The organism is Morganella psychrotolerans, assembly GCF_965118875.1.
In the GTDB taxonomy this organism is placed as follows: domain Bacteria; phylum Pseudomonadota; class Gammaproteobacteria; order Enterobacterales; family Enterobacteriaceae; genus Morganella; species Morganella psychrotolerans_C.
This window is the reverse complement of sequence record NZ_CBCPJD010000004.1, coordinates 107,418-123,992: the sequence shown is the minus strand read 5'-3', so window position 1 is coordinate 123,992 and position 16,575 is coordinate 107,418. Positions and strand designations below refer to the sequence as shown.

The window sequence follows — 16,575 nt, the reverse complement described above, 5'->3', positions numbered from 1 at the left end:
AATAGAGTGTGACGAAATTAGCATGATATTATAGCACCTGACAGGTGTTTTATAGTTATTAATACAGGGAGATTGATATTATTAAAGGATATGTACTGATAATTCTGTGTGAAACACAATCGAATGTAACCTGAACATATATATACATGCAATTAGAGTAACGTATTTCGGGTAATAATAAACAATTTAGTGAAATAATACAGGATCTGCGACTGATGTCAGCAAAATAAAAAAAGGCATCCGCCCCCGGATGCCTTTGCAATCACAACTGAATAGTGAACTATTCAGCGGTTCTGGTACTGCTGCGGATCAGATGGTCAAATGCACTGAGTGAGGCTTTTGCACCTTCGCCTGCCGCGATAATTATTTGCTTGTAAGGCACAGTGGTGCAGTCACCAGCACCAAAGATCCCTTTAATACTGGTTTCGTTGCGGGCATCGATAACAATTTCCCCCATCGGGTTCAATGCTAATGTGCCTTTCAGCCACTGCGTATTCGGCAGCAGTCCAATCTGAACGAAGATCCCGGACAGTGTCAGGGTATGAATATCACCTGAAACACGGTCTTTATATTGCAGACCGGTGACTTTGCTGCCGTCACCAAGGACTTCTGTGGTTTGGGCGTTAACAATGATATCCACGTTTGGCAGGCTGTGTAATTTCTGTTGCAGCACCGCATCGGCTTTCAGTTCCGGAGCAAATTCCAGTAACGTCACATGGCTTACCACGCCAGCCAGATCAATCGCAGCTTCCGCACCCGAGTTCCCGCCGCCGATGACCGCAACGGATTTTCCTTTAAACAGCGGACCGTCGCAGTGAGGGCAGTAAGTTACACCTTTGGTGCGATATTCCTGCTCACCGGGAACCCCCATATTGCGCCAGCGTGCGCCGGTACTGATGATAACGCTGCGCGCTTGCAGTGTGGCACCGGATGCGGTCTGTAACTGATGTAACCTGCCCTCTTCCGCCGCCGGGATCAGTGCGGTAATACTCTGATTATCAATGATATCTGCTGTATAATCTTCTACATGCATTTTCAGTGCGGCAGCCAGTTTTGCACCTTCGGTTTTCGGAACTGAGATATAGTTTTCGATATCCACCGTATCCAGAACCTGACCGCCGAACCGCTCCCCGATAAGACCGGTACGGATGCCTTTACGTGCGGAATAAACGGCTGCGGATGCGCCCGCAGGACCACTGCCCACAATCAGAACATCATAAGGTGCCTGTTGATTCAGTGCGTCAGCCGCACGTTTTCCGGCATTGCTGTCCACTTTATTAATGATTTCAGCCAGCGTCATACGCCCCTGACCAAATTCATTACCATTAAGAAATACGGTCGGCACACCCATAATATTGCGTTCTGTAATTTCATTCTGAAATACACCGCCGTCAATCGCCGTATGGGTAATGCGCGGATTCAGAACCGCCATCAGGTTCAGCGCCTGGACAACATCCGGACAGTTATGGCAGGAGAGGGAGTAATAGGTTTCAAAATGAAACTCTCCGTCCAGATTACGAACCTGACCCAATAATTCCTGTGCTTCTTTTGACGGATGACCGCCGACTTGTAACAGTGCTAACACCAGTGATGTAAATTCATGACCCAGCGGTGAACCGGCAAAACGGACACCGTGTGATTCACCGGGATTTGTTATCAGAAATGACGGCGTGCGCACAGCTGCACTGTTATCTTCCCGCAGAGAAATTTTCGGGGACAATGCCACAATGTCATTCAGTAACGATTTAAGCTCAGCGGATTTAGCACTGTCGTCAAGGGTTGATACCAGCTCAACCGGACGGATTAACTTTTCGAGATACGCCTTGAGCTGCGTTTTCATGGTGTTATCGAGGATAGTGTTATCGAGCATGATTATTCCCTTAAAAAACCGGGTGCAGATGCACCCGATAGAAATTGCTGACAAAGCGCGAAAAAGCGTGGTTTTTCTCACTTTGTGTTATCTGCCGAAAATCAATAGATTGATTTTCCTTGTTATTTTCACAACCTCAGCAGAGCATTACAAACGTTGTTTGTGATGCTCTGCATCGGGTGCAGATGCACCCGATAACAATTATTAATATAAAGAAGACGGGTCTTAGATTTTACCGACCAGGTCCAGTGACGGAGACAGTGTCGCTTCGCCTTCTTTCCATTTGGCAGGGCAGACTTCACCCGGATGGCTTGCAACATACTGTGCGGCTTTTACTTTACGCAGCAGGTCAGATGCATCACGGCCAATACCTTCAGCAGTGACTTCAATTGCCTGAATGATGCCCTGCGGGTCAACGACAAACGTACCGCGGTCAGCCAGACCTTCCAGCTCACGCATGTTTTCGAAGTTGCGTGTCAGTGCGCCGGTCGGGTCACCGATCATGGTGTATTTAATTTTACCGATGGTGTCAGAGCTGCTGTGCCATGCTTTGTGAGTGAAATGGGTATCTGTTGAAACAGAATAGATATCCACACCCATTTTTTGGAATTCGTCGTAATGGTCAGCCAGATCGCCTAACTCTGTCGGGCAGACAAACGTGAAGTCAGCCGGATAAAAGAAGAAAATGCTCCACTTGCCTTCAGTGTCTTTTTCAGTGACTTCAATAAATTCACCGTTTTTGAATGCCATGTTTTTGAAAGGTTTGATTGGGGTATTGATTAAAGACATAGGTAACTCCTCCTGTTTCGTTGAGGACAACAATACGCAAACGGGAGAGGGTGCGCCAATGGCTTCCCGCTATCGATTTGATAGGTTTTACCTTGTGATTAAATTAATTTGATAGTTTTAAGGCTTATATTGCGGAGAGTGATACCACAGAGCAGATATTGCGCAGGAACAACAAAACCTCACTCAGTACAAGAAGCACATTCAATCAGAAGAGAGATTTGTTAAGATCTAAACAACTAAAGATGAACAAAAAATCAGTGGCGGAATGACGTTTCGGCTTTCAATTTAAGGTCGCTGTGTTTATCATGCCCCTTCTTTTTTCGACGGCGTAACTGGTTTTGGGCATTGGCCATAAGTAGACCAATCTGCTTTAACAGTCTTTTTTCAGTTACGGTTCTATCTGCACGACCTCCGGGATAGAGTACATAAATGACTGCAATAACTTCTCCGACACCACTTGTTACCCTGAAAGGCCTGAGCAAAGGCTTTGACGGCAAAAATATCATTAATAATTTCGATCTCACTATCAATCACGGTGAATTCGTCACCATTCTTGGCCCGTCCGGGTGCGGTAAAACAACGGTTTTACGTCTGATTGCCGGACTTGAGGATGTGGACAGCGGCACCATTATGCTTGGCACACAGGATATAACCCATATTCCTGCCGAACAGCGCCATATCAATACCGTATTCCAGAGCTACGCACTATTTCCGCATATGACAGTATTTGAAAACGTCGCATTCGGGCTGCGTATGCAGAAAACCCCCGAAAATGAAATTACCCTGCGCGTGGAAGATGCACTGAAAATGGTGCAGTTGCAGGATTTTGCCAACCGCAGACCGGATCAGCTTTCCGGCGGTCAGCAACAGCGGGTTGCAATCGCCCGCGCCGTGGTGAACAAGCCGGAAGTCCTGCTGCTGGATGAATCTCTTTCCGCACTTGATTATAATCTGCGCAAGCAGATGCAGAGTGAACTGAAAGCATTGCAGCGCCAACTGGGGATCACCTTTGTTTTTGTCACTCATGATCAGGAAGAAGCGCTGGCCATGTCTGACCGCATTATTGTTATGCGTGAAGGGAAAATTGAGCAGGACGGCACACCGCGTGAAATTTACGAAGAGCCGGAAAACCTGTTTGTGGCGCAATTTATTGGTGAGATCAATATATTCGGTGCCGATGTTCTGCACCGGATAGATGACCAGCGGATCCGCGCCAGTGTTGAAGGTCATGAGTGTGATATTTATACCACGCTGGCGGTGATACCGGGACAACATGTGCATGTACTGCTGCGCCCGGAAGATCTGCGCGTTGAAGAGATCCATGATAATGCGCCGGTTGCAGGATTGATAGGCTATGTCCGTGAACGCAACTATAAAGGCATGACGCTGGACTCTGAAATTGAAATGGAAAACGGCAAACGGGTGATGGTCAGCGAATTCTTTAATGAAGACGATCCGGATGTGGATCACTCGCTGGATCAAAAAATTGCAGTGACGTGGGTTGAAAGCTGGGAGGTGGTGCTAAGCGATGAAAAAGACGCGTAAACCTTTCCAGACTATTGTGATAACCCTGATTGTCGCGTGGTTACTGTTATTTGTTTTCCTGCCTAACCTGATGATAATCGGTACCAGTTTCCTGACGCGTAATGATGCGGATCTGGTCAGCATGGTTTTTACCCTTGATAACTACCGCCGGTTATTTGACCCGATGTACGCGCAGGTGATGCTGCATTCGCTTAATATGGCAGTGATCGCAACACTTCTGTGTTTACTGATTGGCTATCCGTTTGCGTCAATGATTGCCCGCATGCCGCAGAAACTACGCCCGCTGATGCTTTTCCTGCTGATAGTTCCGTTCTGGACAAATTCCCTTATCCGCATTTACGGGCTGAAAATATTTCTCAGCACGCGGGGTTATCTGAATGAGTTTTTATTATGGACGGGCGTGATAGATAAGCCGTTTAAAATTATGTATACCTCAGAAGCGGTGATACTCGGGCTTATCTATATTTTGCTGCCGTTTATGGTGATGCCGCTGTATTCAAGTATTGAGAAGCTGGATAAATCCTGCCTGGAAGCGGCCCGTGACCTCGGTGCGAATAAACTTCAGACCTTTTTTCGTATTACTCTGCCGCTTACGATGCCCGGAATTATCGCCGGTTGCCTGCTGGTGCTGCTGCCGGCAATGGGACTGTTTTATGTGGCGGATCTGATGGGCGGGGCAAAAAATCTGTTGATTGGTAATGTTATCAAGAGTCAGTTTTTGAATATCCGCGACTGGCCATTCGGGGCGGCAACCAGTATTTTCCTGACGGCAGCGATGGGCTTATTGCTCTGGGTTTACTACCGTGCGGCAAAACTGTTAAATAAGAAAGGTGAACCGGAATGACGGGACGCCTGTTACGCGGTGGTTTTATGACCATCATTTATGCTTATTTATACATCCCGATTATTATTCTGATTGTGAATTCTTTTAATTCATCCCGTTTCGGGATCAACTGGCAGGGCTTTACCACTGACTGGTACAGCATGCTGATGAACAATGACAGCCTGCTTCAGGCGGCAGGGCATTCACTGATGATGGCGGTTCTCTCTGCCACATTTGCCACGGTTATCGGTTCGCTGACTGCGGTTGCCCTCTACCGGTATCGTTTCAAAGGTAAACCGTTTGTCGGTGGTATGTTGTTTGTGGTGATGATGTCACCGGACATTGTGATGGCGATTTCACTGCTGGTACTGTTTATGATCCTCGGGGTATCGCTGGGGTTCTGGTCGCTGCTCTTTTCGCATATCACATTTTGCCTGCCGTTTGTGGTCGTTACGGTTTATTCGCGGCTGAAAGATTTTGATGTGAAAATGCTGGAAGCGGCGCGTGATCTCGGTGCCGGTGAATTTACTATCCTGCGTAAAATCATTCTGCCGCTGGCATTACCGGCTGTTATTGCAGGCTGGTTGCTGAGCTTTACCCTCTCGATGGACGATGTGGTGGTGTCTTCATTTGTCACCGGACCAAGTTATGAGATTCTGCCGCTGAAAATCTACTCGATGGTAAAAGTCGGCGTTTCACCGGAAGTAAATGCATTAGCAACGATTTTAATGGCTCTTTCATTATTTATGGTGATCCTCAGCCAGCTTGTATTGCGCACCAGCTCACACAAACAGCAATAGCCTTTCCTTAACCGGCGCGGTCTGCCGCAGACCCGCCGGTTAATATTGTCTGTAATTTCACATTACAACTGAATTTTGTATTCTGATGTCGCTTTACCCCCGGCTGGTCCGCTTTTATAATCACCCTGCATATACCCTTATTCATTCAAACTGCAGGTTCGTTGGCTGCACTCAGCCCGCCGGGTCACATACTAATGTATGTTCCCCGGCGATCGGAGCTTGCCGCCTGCCTGCATCCTGAATGACGTTGGGTATAATTACTGAAGGAGGGCGTTATCGCCTGTGATATTCATCGACTAACCCGAAGCTCTGAGGGGAAACACTGAAATGAAAAAGTGGTCCTTGCTGCTTGGTGCCGGTATTCTGGCAGCAGGCATAAGTTCAGCATCAGCAGATAACAGTAAAACGCTTTATTTCTATAACTGGACTGAATATGTCCCGCCCGGATTGTTAGAACAGTTTACAAAAGAGACCGGAATCAAGGTGATTTATTCAACCTATGAATCCAATGAGAGCATGTATACCAAACTAAAAACCTATAAAGACGGTGCTTATGATTTGGTGGTGCCGTCGACGTATTTTGTCGCCAAGATGCGCCATGAGGGTATGCTGCAAAAAATAGACAAATCAAAACTCAGTCACTTCAGTAACCTGGACCCCAATCTGCTGCATAAACCATTTGATCCTGAAAATGATTACTCTGTTCCGTATATCTGGGGCGCGACGGCTATCGGTATTAATGGCGATGAGATTGCCTCCGCATCAGTAACATCATGGGGTGATCTGTGGAAACCGGAATATAAAAACAGTCTGCTACTGACCGATGATGCGCGTGAAGTGTTCCAGATAGCACTCAATAAGCTGGGATATTCTGCAAATACCACCAACCCTCAGGAAATTGAGGAAGCGTATAAAGAGCTTCAGGCGCTGCGTCCGAACATCCTCGCGTTTAATTCTGACAACCCGGCTAACCCGTTTATGGAAGGGGAGGTTAATGTGGGTATGATCTGGAACGGCTCTGCTTATGTTGCCCGTCAGTCTGGTTTGAATATTGAGGTTATCTGGCCTTCAGAGGGCGGTATTTTCTGGATGGACAGCCTGGCAATACCGGCAAATGCCAAAAATCCGGAAGGTGCCCATCAATTGATTAATTTCCTGTTGCGCCCTGAAATTGCAGCACAGGTTGCACAGACCATTGGTTATCCGACACCAAATCTTGCCGCAAAGGCACTGTTACCGGCAGAGATAGCGAATGATAAGTCCCTCTATCCTGACGATGAAACTATTCATAAAGGACAGTGGCAGGATGACGTTGGCGACAGCAGTGTGTTGTATGAGCGCTATTATCAGAAACTAAAAGCAGGTCGTTAATTTCACTAATCAATTGATTTTATGTTATAGATAGCAAAAGGTGCTCTCAGGAGCGCCTTTTTTGTTTCTGTATGTAATAAAAAACAAAGTGAATTATTTTTCTTTTATTACACATAATTATATAACTTTTTATATTTTGTAATAATAAACCGTGGTTAATCAATAAAGATCATTACTCAGCATGGCAGTGTGAGATTAATCATATCCAATTATGTCAGTGTCGCAATTGCTTGTTTTAAATCAATTTACGTTTAACGATATGAAATAAAAGAAAAATATGAGTATAAATGCTTTTTGGATCAGAAATTGAAGCAAAAAATAATAATCAAAATATTACAAATACAACAAGTAAGTTACAATATGTTAAGACGATTCTGCAATATCATGCTGAATATCTTTTTTTGCTGAGAATAAAAACTGGAAATTAAAGTTAATAGTTCATGTTGCAGCATGAAACACTTACTCACCATGAATGTCAGATTTTAATAGTTTTTTGAACAAACAGCATAACTGATGTCTATCTAAAAATAATTAGATGATTATAATTACGAAAGTAACTAAGTAGTGCGAAAATGTGTAAACAAAAGTACCGTTACTGGTATTGATTCTTTCAGTCAGGTTCATCATCGAACATCGACTATGTTTCACATAGGGCGTTTTTTTCACCAAAGTGGCTTTTTTTCAGGCTGAAATGTAAAATAAACGTGACTTAAATCACTAAATTGATGCAATGCACTGAAAAATACTTTGTTACATGTGAGCTATTTCGCTTTTTATGATGTTAGATCAAAGAACGATGATTAGGATATAGATTAGTATATTCACAAGCATTCAGAGCTATATCTAATTTTCATTTTTGGCCTTCATTCCTGTAGTAAAAGAAATGAACAGGCGGGAAAGTAAACATAAAAGAGCCAGGTAATTATACTTGAATAATTAACCATCCTTATGTGATTAGTTAATATCACCTGGTCATGATTTGTTTAGAGAATAATCTGAAATAATCAGAGTGGTTTTAAATTTTGTTATCGTAAATAAGATTCTGATGTTTTCCCTATGACGCTGTACTTTTAAATAGCTAAACAGATAAGTGGAAGTTATGGATATTATACAAATTCAGATAAATCCGTTTCTGTAATAGCTTGTGTTAAATAGTTTTATGTGTAAAGCGTATATCACTATCAAGCTGGATTTAATTGTTACGTCATAATTTAAAACGAATCTCTTCATTATATTTTTTGCATTTCGTAAGAAATGCTTTGTTATTTTTATTTTATTATATAAAAAATATTGTAAATTTAGGTATTTTTACTTAATTTAATTCACGACTTATAGAGAAATAGGTAGATATTATGGAAACTTCCGACTTTTATGCAGTCTTAGGCCACAGAATCCAATCAAGACGTAAAGAACTCGGGATCGTTACAGTTAAATTAGCGCAAAAGCTGAATATCAGTCAGCAGCAATTTAACCGTTATGAGCGCGGCGTTAGTAAAATCAGTCTTCATCATCTCATTGAATTATCTGATTTATTAGACGTACCTGTTGAATGGTTCCTCAACGGAAAATCTGAAGCATCAGAACATCCCCACGAGCCACATATTCAGATGCGTTCAAATCAGTTCAGAGCAGAGACCGTTTTACTGAACGGAAAACAGTTTATTTAAATTTTGACACTGTTACTGCATTTGCCGGTAACAAAACCAAAATATATAATCAAACGAAACCAGTAAGCCAGTCATCTTCATTATTATCATGATTGAAATCAGCGGATAACACATCCGGGGCTATGCCACACTGTTTTTTATTCACCATATTAAGAAGATATTGTTGGTACCAGGCATGGTAATTAACTATCTCAATACCAACCTGGCTTACTGATTTACGTATTTCCGAATAAGAATATTCCGGGTTATTGGCTAATTCTTTTTCTACAGTAATTATTAAGTTTATCTTTTTTTGTATATTCCTTTCGTTATTATCACCTAATCCCATCAATGAAAAAGCCTGATAAATATCTTCAGGACGATCTCCATTTGTAACAATAATGTCATATAAGCTACGAGCTGCTACTTCATCTGTTTCCTGAACACGTTTTGTGCCGGAATGTGTATTCATAGTATTAAGTGTCATGTTTGACCCTTTTTATGTTTTCCTGAAAAATAATGCTTATTTCATTTTTCTTTTTATTAAGAATCTCCCGGAGTTCTTTCGAGTCTATTTGCGCTATTTTTTGTTTAGCAAACGTTTCCGGTGTCAGATAAAGTAATTTTTTCCCTACACGTAAGATGATGTGCTGACTGAAATGAAATGAAACCGGAATAGAAATAGTTCGCGCTATATATTCAGAATCCTGATTATTTTTTTTAAATTCAACCGGCAGGATCAACGCACAATCATTTTCAGCCGCATGTTGCCCGGTTAGTTGCTGTATCAGCAAATGACGACTTACACGATCACCGAAAAAGGCGGTCAGTTCTGTTTGCAGACAGAGCAGTGAGTCAGAGAAATGTGTATCTATGATGGTTTTATATTCATCAATAAAATTTATTAATTGAGGTAATAACTGTAATACCCCTGTCTGAAATCCTGCTTCACAGGCAGAATTATGCATCTGCGCCGTCGTTATCCCGGCGGATTTTATTAACTGTGTTGCACGGTGTTGCGCTTGCTCTGTGAGTGTATCAATCCGCTGAAGCGCATCAATGCTGGCCTGCTTAATTACAACTCCGTGGCGCAGGTGAGAAATCAGTGATTCAGGAAGTGAACGGCACATAGTGAAATACCAGTTGAAAAAGTGAATAAGGAAGTGCCGGAATCGTATTTTTATCCGCAAAGGATAACTGTGTATCAAACATCAGTGGCAGCCTGGCAGAGAGTGCCGGTGAGAATTGGTGCATCAGCTGAGTCATGGCGGTAATACCGGGATCAGCGATATTATTGTCATTCGTAAATGTCTGCACCGCCGGCCAGTCAGGCAGAGGCAGTACCGGACATAATGACAGAAATGCGCGCTGTGTATTATCCGGTGGTGAATCATCCGGCAAACCATAATGATGGCAAAGTAGTTTGCCCAGATAGTCACAAACCCGCGGTAATTGTGTCCAGTTGAGCAGCAACTGCATCGCGTGTTGTGAACCGGTATCAAAGTCGATACTCAGCGGAAGTTGGTAGTGATTCAAAATTGCCGCATTAGTCACTTTGCCATGAAGTGGATCATCCTGCGGTAATTCTGAAAATCGGCGGCTGCTGTGAAGGTAACCGGAGGGCTGATACATCACGCGGGTAATGGCTGCCTGTATATCCGGTTGGTTATCCATTACGTTTTTCCCGCAGATTGAATAAAAATGTCCGGATGCGGGATCGCTGCAGATAACCTATCCCGCCGGCCAGTAACAAGCCTGCCAGAGACAGTAACAGTACCAAAGGGGATAACGGTACACGTTCCTGTTCAGAAGGCGGTGAAATAACCAGCGGTTTGTAGTGCAGAATGACTGAAATATGCGCTTCGTCCAGACCACTGAACGCGTTCATGACAAAGGTTTGAATATTGTGGGTGAAGCTGTCTTCATCTTCAATACCGGTGTGATAGATCAAGACAGAAGCCCGTGGTGGTTCCGCGTGTTTTTTACGTGGTTCCGCCATTGGGTAGCTGAGATGTACCCGTGTTTCTGCTACTTCTGCGAAGGAGTTGATCGACTGCTCCAGGCGCTGTTCGATAGCCGAGATCAACCGTGCTTTTTCGGACTGTGGTGAGGCTATCAGTGAATCGGCAGGAAATGCGCCTGCTATCTCAACCCGTTCATTGCTGGGTAACTGATATTCCTGCAATACACGAATGGCGTAGCGGCTCTGTTCTTCCGGTACGGTGACAGAAAACAACCCCTTTCCCTGGGGTATTTTGACCGCCTGAATATGATGTTTATGTAATGCGGCCAGAACTTCATTGGACTGACGCTGATTGAGGGAAGAGAGCAGGGGCCCCTCATTACAGCCGGTGAGCATCAGTGTACTGAGTCCGCATATCATCAGTATGATAAATAAACGACGCATTACTGACCCTTAATCACGGAATCTACCGCACTGATACCCAGGTGTGTGACGCGGGAGTAAAAATTGATCTCCGTATGCCATTTAGCCATTGCCGCCTGGTTTTCAATCAGCATCATAACTTCGTTATTACCGCCGCCACGGTTTTGCTTTTGTAATGCTGAGGTTTTGTCGCGTAGCGCAATTTTCTCTGTACCGGGAAAACTCAGATTTTGGTAGGCAGCCTGTTCCCTGTCGGCCAGACCGGAGAGCATACTACTGATGCCGGGAATCGCACTGACCGGCGGAAGTGTATTAAATGATGACATAATTATCCTTATTCATACCCTTATTCATTCAAACTGCAGGTTCGTTGGCGCGGGGATGCGGGCCTGCATCTTAAATGACGTTGGGTATATGTCAGTGATAAGAAAACGGCAGTCCCGTTTTCTTATCAGAATTAATGACAGATTAGCGGTGAAGAGTTATCAGCGCATGTTACCAATCGGGGTGCTCAGGTTTTCTTTGTGCTGGCGTACGATAGAAGAGAGGGCTGATAGTTTCATACTGAGTGCGCCGGAGGTTGTTTGTAATTTTGCCATATCATAGGCTGTGGAGCCGGCTTTTACTTTATCCATTAATTCCATCAATGTTTTATTCTCTTTTTCAATTGTCTCTGCAAAGTAAGCAGGAATAGTTTCGAACGTAATATCAGCCATAAATATCCTTATTTATTATGGGAGGGTGAAATCAATATGATCACCGGGTAAAATACGGTAAGACTGTTCTCCATAAATACCAGGGGTGTCAATGTTTTTTTTCGTTTGTTGATATAAGATTAATGTGTCAGTGTCATTTTGAAATATTACTTTATTTATTTTTCGTATGTGTTCAGCTATGCTGTTATTGTTTTTTTGTTCAGACGATACAATGATTTCATTGTTTTTTCGTATGATGGTGTAATTTATAATATCATTGCCAATTATTTTTTTGATTAAATTGATTATGTCATGGAATGAATATTGTTTTATCTTAAGTCTGCTCCTGAATATATCAGGGATTATATCAATATTGTTGGTGACGTGACTGTTTTCTTTGTTGATATAAATTATATCTATTAATTTATTATTCTTTTTTATTTTAACTATATCATTTTTTCTATGTTTTAATGAATTTTCTGTTAGTGTATAAATAATATAGGGTTTTAATTTATTGTGGATGTTATCTGAGATCGTATCACCTGATTTCATTATAAACAGAAGGTGATTGCCATTCTGTATATATCCATTGTGCCGGATAAACTGATTTATAGTCGTCTTCGTGTCATTTTTATAGTTATTTTCACTCCTGTTTTTATCATATAACCAAAAAAAAATTAATATTATAAGTATAGCAATCAGCAGTAATAATCGTTTTTTTTGACGTAAATTAAAGTATTTTTCTTTATTAATTAGGTTGTTGTGTTTGATTGTCAGTATCGCTACATCCCATTGGTCATCTATTTTTTTTATCGCAAATAACGCTTTTTCGTCATGATAAAATGGGATGTTATAATTAATTTCCTCAGTGATTAATATATCTTTATTCTCTTTGTGGTAAACGATGTAACTATTATCTAATAATATTATTTCTATGTATGTTAATGATGTATCTGCCGGCTTAATATTAAGGCTGATACTTGTTTTATGACCGACATCCTTTTTGTCAGATCCCGGATATGAATGAATAGTATAACATCCATTTGGTAATGTGATTTCTTTTCCTTTCAATGGTTCAGAAAGAATAATGAGAGTATATAATTGCTGCATTGATTCATCCGGGTTATTTAATAAAATATACAGTGATATTATTGTTATCGTGTGATTTATTTTCAAATAATAATTGGTTTTATAAAAAAATGGTAGTAAAAAATAGCGCAGTTATTTATATTTTATGCTAAGTTTTATTGGAAAAGGCAAGGCTGTCTTGGTTTTTCACTAAATACGGATTGGTTATGCCAGTGGAAAAGGCGAAAATAATTATATGAATAATAAAATATCTATATATATCTATAATGATATGGGTGGAGTAAATGAATCATTTTGTCAAAATAACGAAAACCATTATTTTCCTGTGTCAAAATGTATTAAATTACTGGCATTTATTGACTGTCATTATGGATTGTTGCATACAACATCAGATGTTACAGAAGATATATTATATCAAAATCACGAGGGTATATTTACGATTCAGGGCATGGTGCTTAATCTGGAGTATCAGATTATTTGCGAAATACTCAATGCACAGAGCACATTAAGCGGATTATTTAAAAAAATTCGCAATTCTGAGCATTACTGGCTGATTAAACATTTGGTTCTGGCGGCAGACAGCAAAAATAACAGTGTGATGGATATCAGTAAAAGTTATGGGTTGTCAGGAACTCATTTTCGCCGGTTATGCCAGCGCTATATCGGCAGTCAGAGCAAGAATCAGTTGCGACATTGGCGGGGCGTTGCATCGGTACTGGATGTTTTAGTCAAAGAGCACTCCCTGACCCGCATTGCGTCTGATCACGGCTATTGCTCGGCATCTCATTTTTCCAATGAAATCAGACAACAGTTTGGTATGTCGCCAAAGAAAATAAGGGATCTGCATCATGCGTTTAAAAAATAGCGGCAGATGGCTGGCTGTATTGTTTGTTCTGGTGGGTTCCGGCTCTTCCGGGATGCTGTATGCACAGAAAAGTGATAACAAAAATACACTACTCTATGAAAAAAAAACGCCACAACAGGAGCGTTTTGTGGCGAAAGAAACCCGTGCGGATCAGTTTTTTGATGCGATTGGCGGACAGTCGCATGTCATGATGGTGTCATCGGAGGCCGTGAAAAAAAAGCGTATTACCGGGACATTTGATCTCTCTGATCCACAGGCGGCTTTTAACCTGATGCTGACTACACTATCTCTGGTGTCTTATCAGGAACACCGCACCCGTTATATTTACAGCAGCAATGAAATTCAATCATCCATGCTGACGCTTAATAGCATCAGCCTGAATGCGCTGGTCATTTTTCTGAAACAAACCGGATTGTATGATGCCCGCTACCCGATTAAGTCGGACAAGCAAAAGCAAATCCTGTATATCACTGCACCTCCCCGCTATATGACACTGATCCGCCAGTCTGTTGAGGCACTGGAGGCACAGAACAGTGCGCAGGAGCAGGGTGACAGCCCTGAAAATGAACAGATTCAGCTAATAAAACTGGAACACAGTTTTGTGCAGGACAGAGAACTCGCTTCACGCGGACAAACTGTCGTCCTGCCGGGTGTGGCGACAGCGCTGCGAGAGTTACTGAGCAGCGGCAGCAGCGGAAAAACCATTCTGGCGCAAACGGATGATAACGGGGAAAGCATAGAAAGCAGCGGGGATTCAGCCTGGCTGAGTGGTGCGCATATCCGCATTGTTCCCCTGCCGGGAGAGAACAGTCTGTTACTGAAAGGCAGCAGCAGCTCACTGGTGCTTATCAGAAAAATGATACAGCAGCTTGATGTTCCGAAAGAACAAATCGAATTATCGTTATGGATAATTGATGTGTCCAAAAATAATGCCGATCAACTGGGAATAAACTGGCAGGCAGATTACAGCAAAGGGCAGACAGGTTTTTCCCTGGGCTCAGGTCTGAGTGAACTGAATCAATTTACCGGATTTTCTTTTTTCGGGAAAATCCGCGCCTTAGCGGCCAAAGGACAGGCAAATATGGTATCGCGGCCGATTGTGCTGACTCAGGATAATACGCCTGCCATTTTTGATAATAACACCACATTTTATACCTCCATCAAAGGCGAGCGCGTTTCCTCGATGGAGAGTATTACCTTCGGTACAAAAGTGAGTGTAATACCGCGTATCGCCAATCAGCGTAAGTCTGTCGAGATGATCATTGATCTTGAAGACGGTGCTGAAAAACAGACGAATGATGAAGAAAATGGAGAGGGCACACTACCGGTCGTCAATCGTACCAATATCAGTACTATCGCCCGTGTCGCACAAGGCAATACGCTGCTTATCGGCGGGTATACCCGCGATAACACGCAGTTTCATAATGAGCGTATTCCGCTGCTGGGGGATATCCCGTTGCTCGGTCGTTTGTTTCAGTACCAGTCTGTAAAGAATGAAAAAATGGTGCGTCTGTTTCTGTTACAGCCGCGTATTTTACAACAGGATTTTTTTGATGACGTCAGTGTCACCGGTCATCTGCCTTTTGATAAGGGCAATAAACAGGGATTGTTAATGATGGAAAATCTCCGGCAGGATTACCATCATGATTAACGGCATTGCTGCCCGCCCGCTGACCATGTCTGAAACCGCACAGGTTAAAACACCGGGGAGCCCTGAAACAGAGCCGCAATCCGCTGAGAATGCCCCGGCGCATGATGCGGAACAGATGATGGACATGATGGATGATATGTCTATGGCGCTGGCTCAGTTTAACCGCCGTCAGTATGGCAAAGAGGAACAGATAAGCCAGCGTCCGGCGTCTGACGTTAAGCAAAGCGGTGATGTCGGCGAAAATAAGCTGGATAAAGTAGTGAAATGGTTTACTGCCGGTAACCACTCCCTGCGTGAATTTCTGGACTATGTCCGTTCTATGTTTCCGGATCCCAGTGATTACGTGATGGCGCTGCGCTCACTGATGCGCAAACTGCCGTTTTCCGCAGAAGAAGCGGCTGAAATTGATGCCGAAATTGAACAGTTACTGTACGGCGAATTTGCACAGGAAACGCGGGCGGGGATCAATGTTGCCCTGAAAATCCGTCAGTATGCACCGGTTACACAGCTTGAATATTCTCAGTTAAGAAAGGTGTACCGCAGTTATATCAGTTGGAAATTCGATATCCTGTATCTCTATAAGGTCTGGCTGGAGCAGTATAAAAAAAATCGCGTCAAAAGCCTGCTGCATTATGTCCGCGATGCTCTGGTGTGTGATATGGCGGCAATATTACCGAGTTGCAGTCATCACAGTGAATTCGGGGAACTGACATCCCGTCTGCATTCGATGAATCAGCTTATTTCCCTGACAGATCTGTTTTATCAGAAAATTACGGCGCTGAATTGTTCTGAGCCGGTGCTGGCTGATGAAACGACCATTAACCAATTTATTATTTCTGGTCTGGGTGATACTGATGCTTTTCGCAATGAAACTGCAACACTTTTATCTTCGGTTGAAAATGATAAAAACAAACCGCTGATCTTACAGCGTTTTATTACTATTTTTAGTGAGATACCTGATGTGCTCTTCTTGCAGGAGGAACAGAAAGAACGTGTCGTTTCTTTTCTTAAAGAACATATGAGTGAAATTATTCATACTCTATAA

Annotated in this window: 17 protein-coding genes; 8 read left to right on the top strand and 9 right to left on the bottom strand. The window is 42.9% G+C overall.

What is annotated here, in order from left to right; genetic code table 11:
* Window positions 1-280 precede the first annotated feature (280 nt).
* The gene (ahpF, locus tag ACMHKJ_RS05975; RefSeq protein WP_413492756.1) at window positions 281-1,855 is read right to left on the bottom strand and encodes an alkyl hydroperoxide reductase subunit F; all 1,575 of its coding nucleotides are present in this window, start codon (window positions 1,853-1,855) and stop codon (window positions 281-283) included.
* A gap of 240 nt (window positions 1,856-2,095) precedes the next feature.
* Complete coding sequence (gene ahpC, locus ACMHKJ_RS05970) at window positions 2,096-2,659, bottom strand: alkyl hydroperoxide reductase subunit C (RefSeq protein ID WP_413492581.1); 564 nt, start codon at window positions 2,657-2,659, stop codon at window positions 2,096-2,098.
* A 429-nt stretch (window positions 2,660-3,088) separates the two neighbouring features.
* Here ahpC and potA point away from each other — a divergent pair, with 429 nt between their 5' ends.
* The 5 genes from potA (at window position 3,089) to ACMHKJ_RS05945 (ending at window position 8,865) form a co-directional block, all read left to right on the top strand.
* On the top strand, window positions 3,089-4,204 hold the full coding sequence (potA, locus tag ACMHKJ_RS05965) for a spermidine/putrescine ABC transporter ATP-binding protein PotA (RefSeq protein WP_413492580.1): 1,116 nt from the start codon (window positions 3,089-3,091) through the stop codon (window positions 4,202-4,204).
* A complete protein-coding gene (gene potB / locus ACMHKJ_RS05960; RefSeq protein WP_413492579.1) occupies window positions 4,188-5,048 on the top strand; it encodes a spermidine/putrescine ABC transporter permease PotB in 861 nt (286 codons plus the stop codon). The genes potA and potB overlap by 17 nt, the downstream gene beginning before the upstream one ends.
* Window positions 5,045-5,827, top strand: a complete 783-nt coding sequence (potC, locus tag ACMHKJ_RS05955; protein WP_413492578.1) for a spermidine/putrescine ABC transporter permease PotC — start codon at window positions 5,045-5,047, stop codon at window positions 5,825-5,827. The genes potB and potC overlap by 4 nt, the downstream gene beginning before the upstream one ends.
* Window positions 5,828-6,154: 327 nt before the next feature.
* Complete coding sequence (potD, locus tag ACMHKJ_RS05950; protein WP_413492577.1) at window positions 6,155-7,198, top strand: spermidine/putrescine ABC transporter substrate-binding protein PotD; 1,044 nt, start codon at window positions 6,155-6,157, stop codon at window positions 7,196-7,198.
* A gap of 1,352 nt (window positions 7,199-8,550) precedes the next feature.
* Window positions 8,551-8,865, top strand: a complete 315-nt coding sequence (locus ACMHKJ_RS05945; protein ID WP_067366374.1) for a helix-turn-helix domain-containing protein — start codon at window positions 8,551-8,553, stop codon at window positions 8,863-8,865.
* Window positions 8,866-8,914: 49 nt separating this feature from the next.
* Here ACMHKJ_RS05945 and ACMHKJ_RS05940 read toward each other — a convergent pair whose 3' ends face one another.
* The 7 genes from ACMHKJ_RS05940 to ACMHKJ_RS05910 all read right to left on the bottom strand — a co-directional run bounded on the left by ACMHKJ_RS05940 (window position 8,915) and on the right by ACMHKJ_RS05910 (window position 13,035).
* Window positions 8,915-9,331: a hypothetical protein gene (locus ACMHKJ_RS05940; protein ID WP_413492576.1), complete on the bottom strand. Its 417-nt coding sequence runs from the start codon at window positions 9,329-9,331 to the stop codon at window positions 8,915-8,917.
* A complete protein-coding gene (locus ACMHKJ_RS05935) occupies window positions 9,321-9,974 on the bottom strand; it encodes a hypothetical protein (RefSeq protein WP_413492575.1) in 654 nt (217 codons plus the stop codon). Before ACMHKJ_RS05935 ends, ACMHKJ_RS05940 begins: the two co-directional genes overlap by 11 nt.
* Window positions 9,955-10,518, bottom strand: coding sequence for a hypothetical protein (locus ACMHKJ_RS05930; RefSeq protein ID WP_413492574.1), 564 nt, complete (start codon window positions 10,516-10,518; stop codon window positions 9,955-9,957). Before ACMHKJ_RS05930 ends, ACMHKJ_RS05935 begins: the two co-directional genes overlap by 20 nt.
* A complete protein-coding gene (gene sctJ, locus ACMHKJ_RS05925) occupies window positions 10,511-11,251 on the bottom strand; it encodes a type III secretion system inner membrane ring lipoprotein SctJ (protein ID WP_413492573.1) in 741 nt (246 codons plus the stop codon). The genes ACMHKJ_RS05930 and sctJ overlap by 8 nt, the downstream gene beginning before the upstream one ends.
* Window positions 11,251-11,556: a hypothetical protein gene (locus tag ACMHKJ_RS05920; protein ID WP_413492572.1), complete on the bottom strand. Its 306-nt coding sequence runs from the start codon at window positions 11,554-11,556 to the stop codon at window positions 11,251-11,253. Before ACMHKJ_RS05920 ends, sctJ begins: the two co-directional genes overlap by 1 nt.
* Window positions 11,557-11,715: 159 nt before the next feature.
* Complete coding sequence (locus ACMHKJ_RS05915) at window positions 11,716-11,946, bottom strand: hypothetical protein (protein ID WP_413492571.1); 231 nt, start codon at window positions 11,944-11,946, stop codon at window positions 11,716-11,718.
* A 15-nt stretch (window positions 11,947-11,961) separates the two neighbouring features.
* Complete coding sequence (locus ACMHKJ_RS05910; protein ID WP_413492570.1) at window positions 11,962-13,035, bottom strand: hypothetical protein; 1,074 nt, start codon at window positions 13,033-13,035, stop codon at window positions 11,962-11,964.
* A 427-nt stretch (window positions 13,036-13,462) separates the two neighbouring features.
* Between ACMHKJ_RS05910 and ACMHKJ_RS05905 the strand changes: the two genes are divergently transcribed.
* From ACMHKJ_RS05905 to sctW, 3 genes are read left to right on the top strand one after another with little or no spacing between them, the layout of a single operon-like run.
* Complete coding sequence (locus tag ACMHKJ_RS05905; RefSeq protein WP_413492569.1) at window positions 13,463-13,879, top strand: helix-turn-helix domain-containing protein; 417 nt, start codon at window positions 13,463-13,465, stop codon at window positions 13,877-13,879.
* Window positions 13,863-15,530: a type III secretion system outer membrane ring subunit SctC gene (gene sctC, locus ACMHKJ_RS05900; protein WP_413492568.1), complete on the top strand. Its 1,668-nt coding sequence runs from the start codon at window positions 13,863-13,865 to the stop codon at window positions 15,528-15,530. The genes ACMHKJ_RS05905 and sctC overlap by 17 nt, the downstream gene beginning before the upstream one ends.
* Window positions 15,523-16,575 carry a type III secretion system gatekeeper subunit SctW gene (sctW, locus tag ACMHKJ_RS05895; protein ID WP_413492567.1) on the top strand — a complete coding sequence of 351 codons (1,053 nt, stop codon included), beginning with the start codon at window positions 15,523-15,525 and terminating at the stop codon, window positions 16,573-16,575. Before sctC ends, sctW begins: the two co-directional genes overlap by 8 nt.

Coding starts and splice junctions, on each gene's coding strand:
- sctJ (WP_413492573.1), bottom strand. CDS start 11,251: ATGCGTCGTTTATTTATCATACTGATGATATGCGGACTCAGTACACTG.
- ACMHKJ_RS05905 (WP_413492569.1), top strand. CDS start 13,463: ATGGTGCTTAATCTGGAGTATCAGATTATTTGCGAAATACTCAATGCA.
- ACMHKJ_RS05935 (WP_413492575.1), bottom strand. CDS start 9,974: ATGTGCCGTTCACTTCCTGAATCACTGATTTCTCACCTGCGCCACGGA.
- potD (WP_413492577.1), top strand. CDS start 6,155: ATGAAAAAGTGGTCCTTGCTGCTTGGTGCCGGTATTCTGGCAGCAGGC.
- ahpC (WP_413492581.1), bottom strand. CDS start 2,659: ATGTCTTTAATCAATACCCCAATCAAACCTTTCAAAAACATGGCATTC.
- sctW (WP_413492567.1), top strand. CDS start 15,523: ATGATTAACGGCATTGCTGCCCGCCCGCTGACCATGTCTGAAACCGCA.
- ACMHKJ_RS05930 (WP_413492574.1), bottom strand. CDS start 10,518: ATGGATAACCAACCGGATATACAGGCAGCCATTACCCGCGTGATGTAT.
- ACMHKJ_RS05915 (WP_413492571.1), bottom strand. CDS start 11,946: ATGGCTGATATTACGTTCGAAACTATTCCTGCTTACTTTGCAGAGACA.
- potC (WP_413492578.1), top strand. CDS start 5,045: ATGACGGGACGCCTGTTACGCGGTGGTTTTATGACCATCATTTATGCT.
- ACMHKJ_RS05945 (WP_067366374.1), top strand. CDS start 8,551: ATGGAAACTTCCGACTTTTATGCAGTCTTAGGCCACAGAATCCAATCA.
- ACMHKJ_RS05920 (WP_413492572.1), bottom strand. CDS start 11,556: ATGTCATCATTTAATACACTTCCGCCGGTCAGTGCGATTCCCGGCATC.
- ACMHKJ_RS05910 (WP_413492570.1), bottom strand. CDS start 13,035: ATGCAGCAATTATATACTCTCATTATTCTTTCTGAACCATTGAAAGGA.
- ACMHKJ_RS05940 (WP_413492576.1), bottom strand. CDS start 9,331: ATGACACTTAATACTATGAATACACATTCCGGCACAAAACGTGTTCAG.
- potB (WP_413492579.1), top strand. CDS start 4,188: ATGAAAAAGACGCGTAAACCTTTCCAGACTATTGTGATAACCCTGATT.
- sctC (WP_413492568.1), top strand. CDS start 13,863: ATGCGTTTAAAAAATAGCGGCAGATGGCTGGCTGTATTGTTTGTTCTG.
- potA (WP_413492580.1), top strand. CDS start 3,089: ATGACTGCAATAACTTCTCCGACACCACTTGTTACCCTGAAAGGCCTG.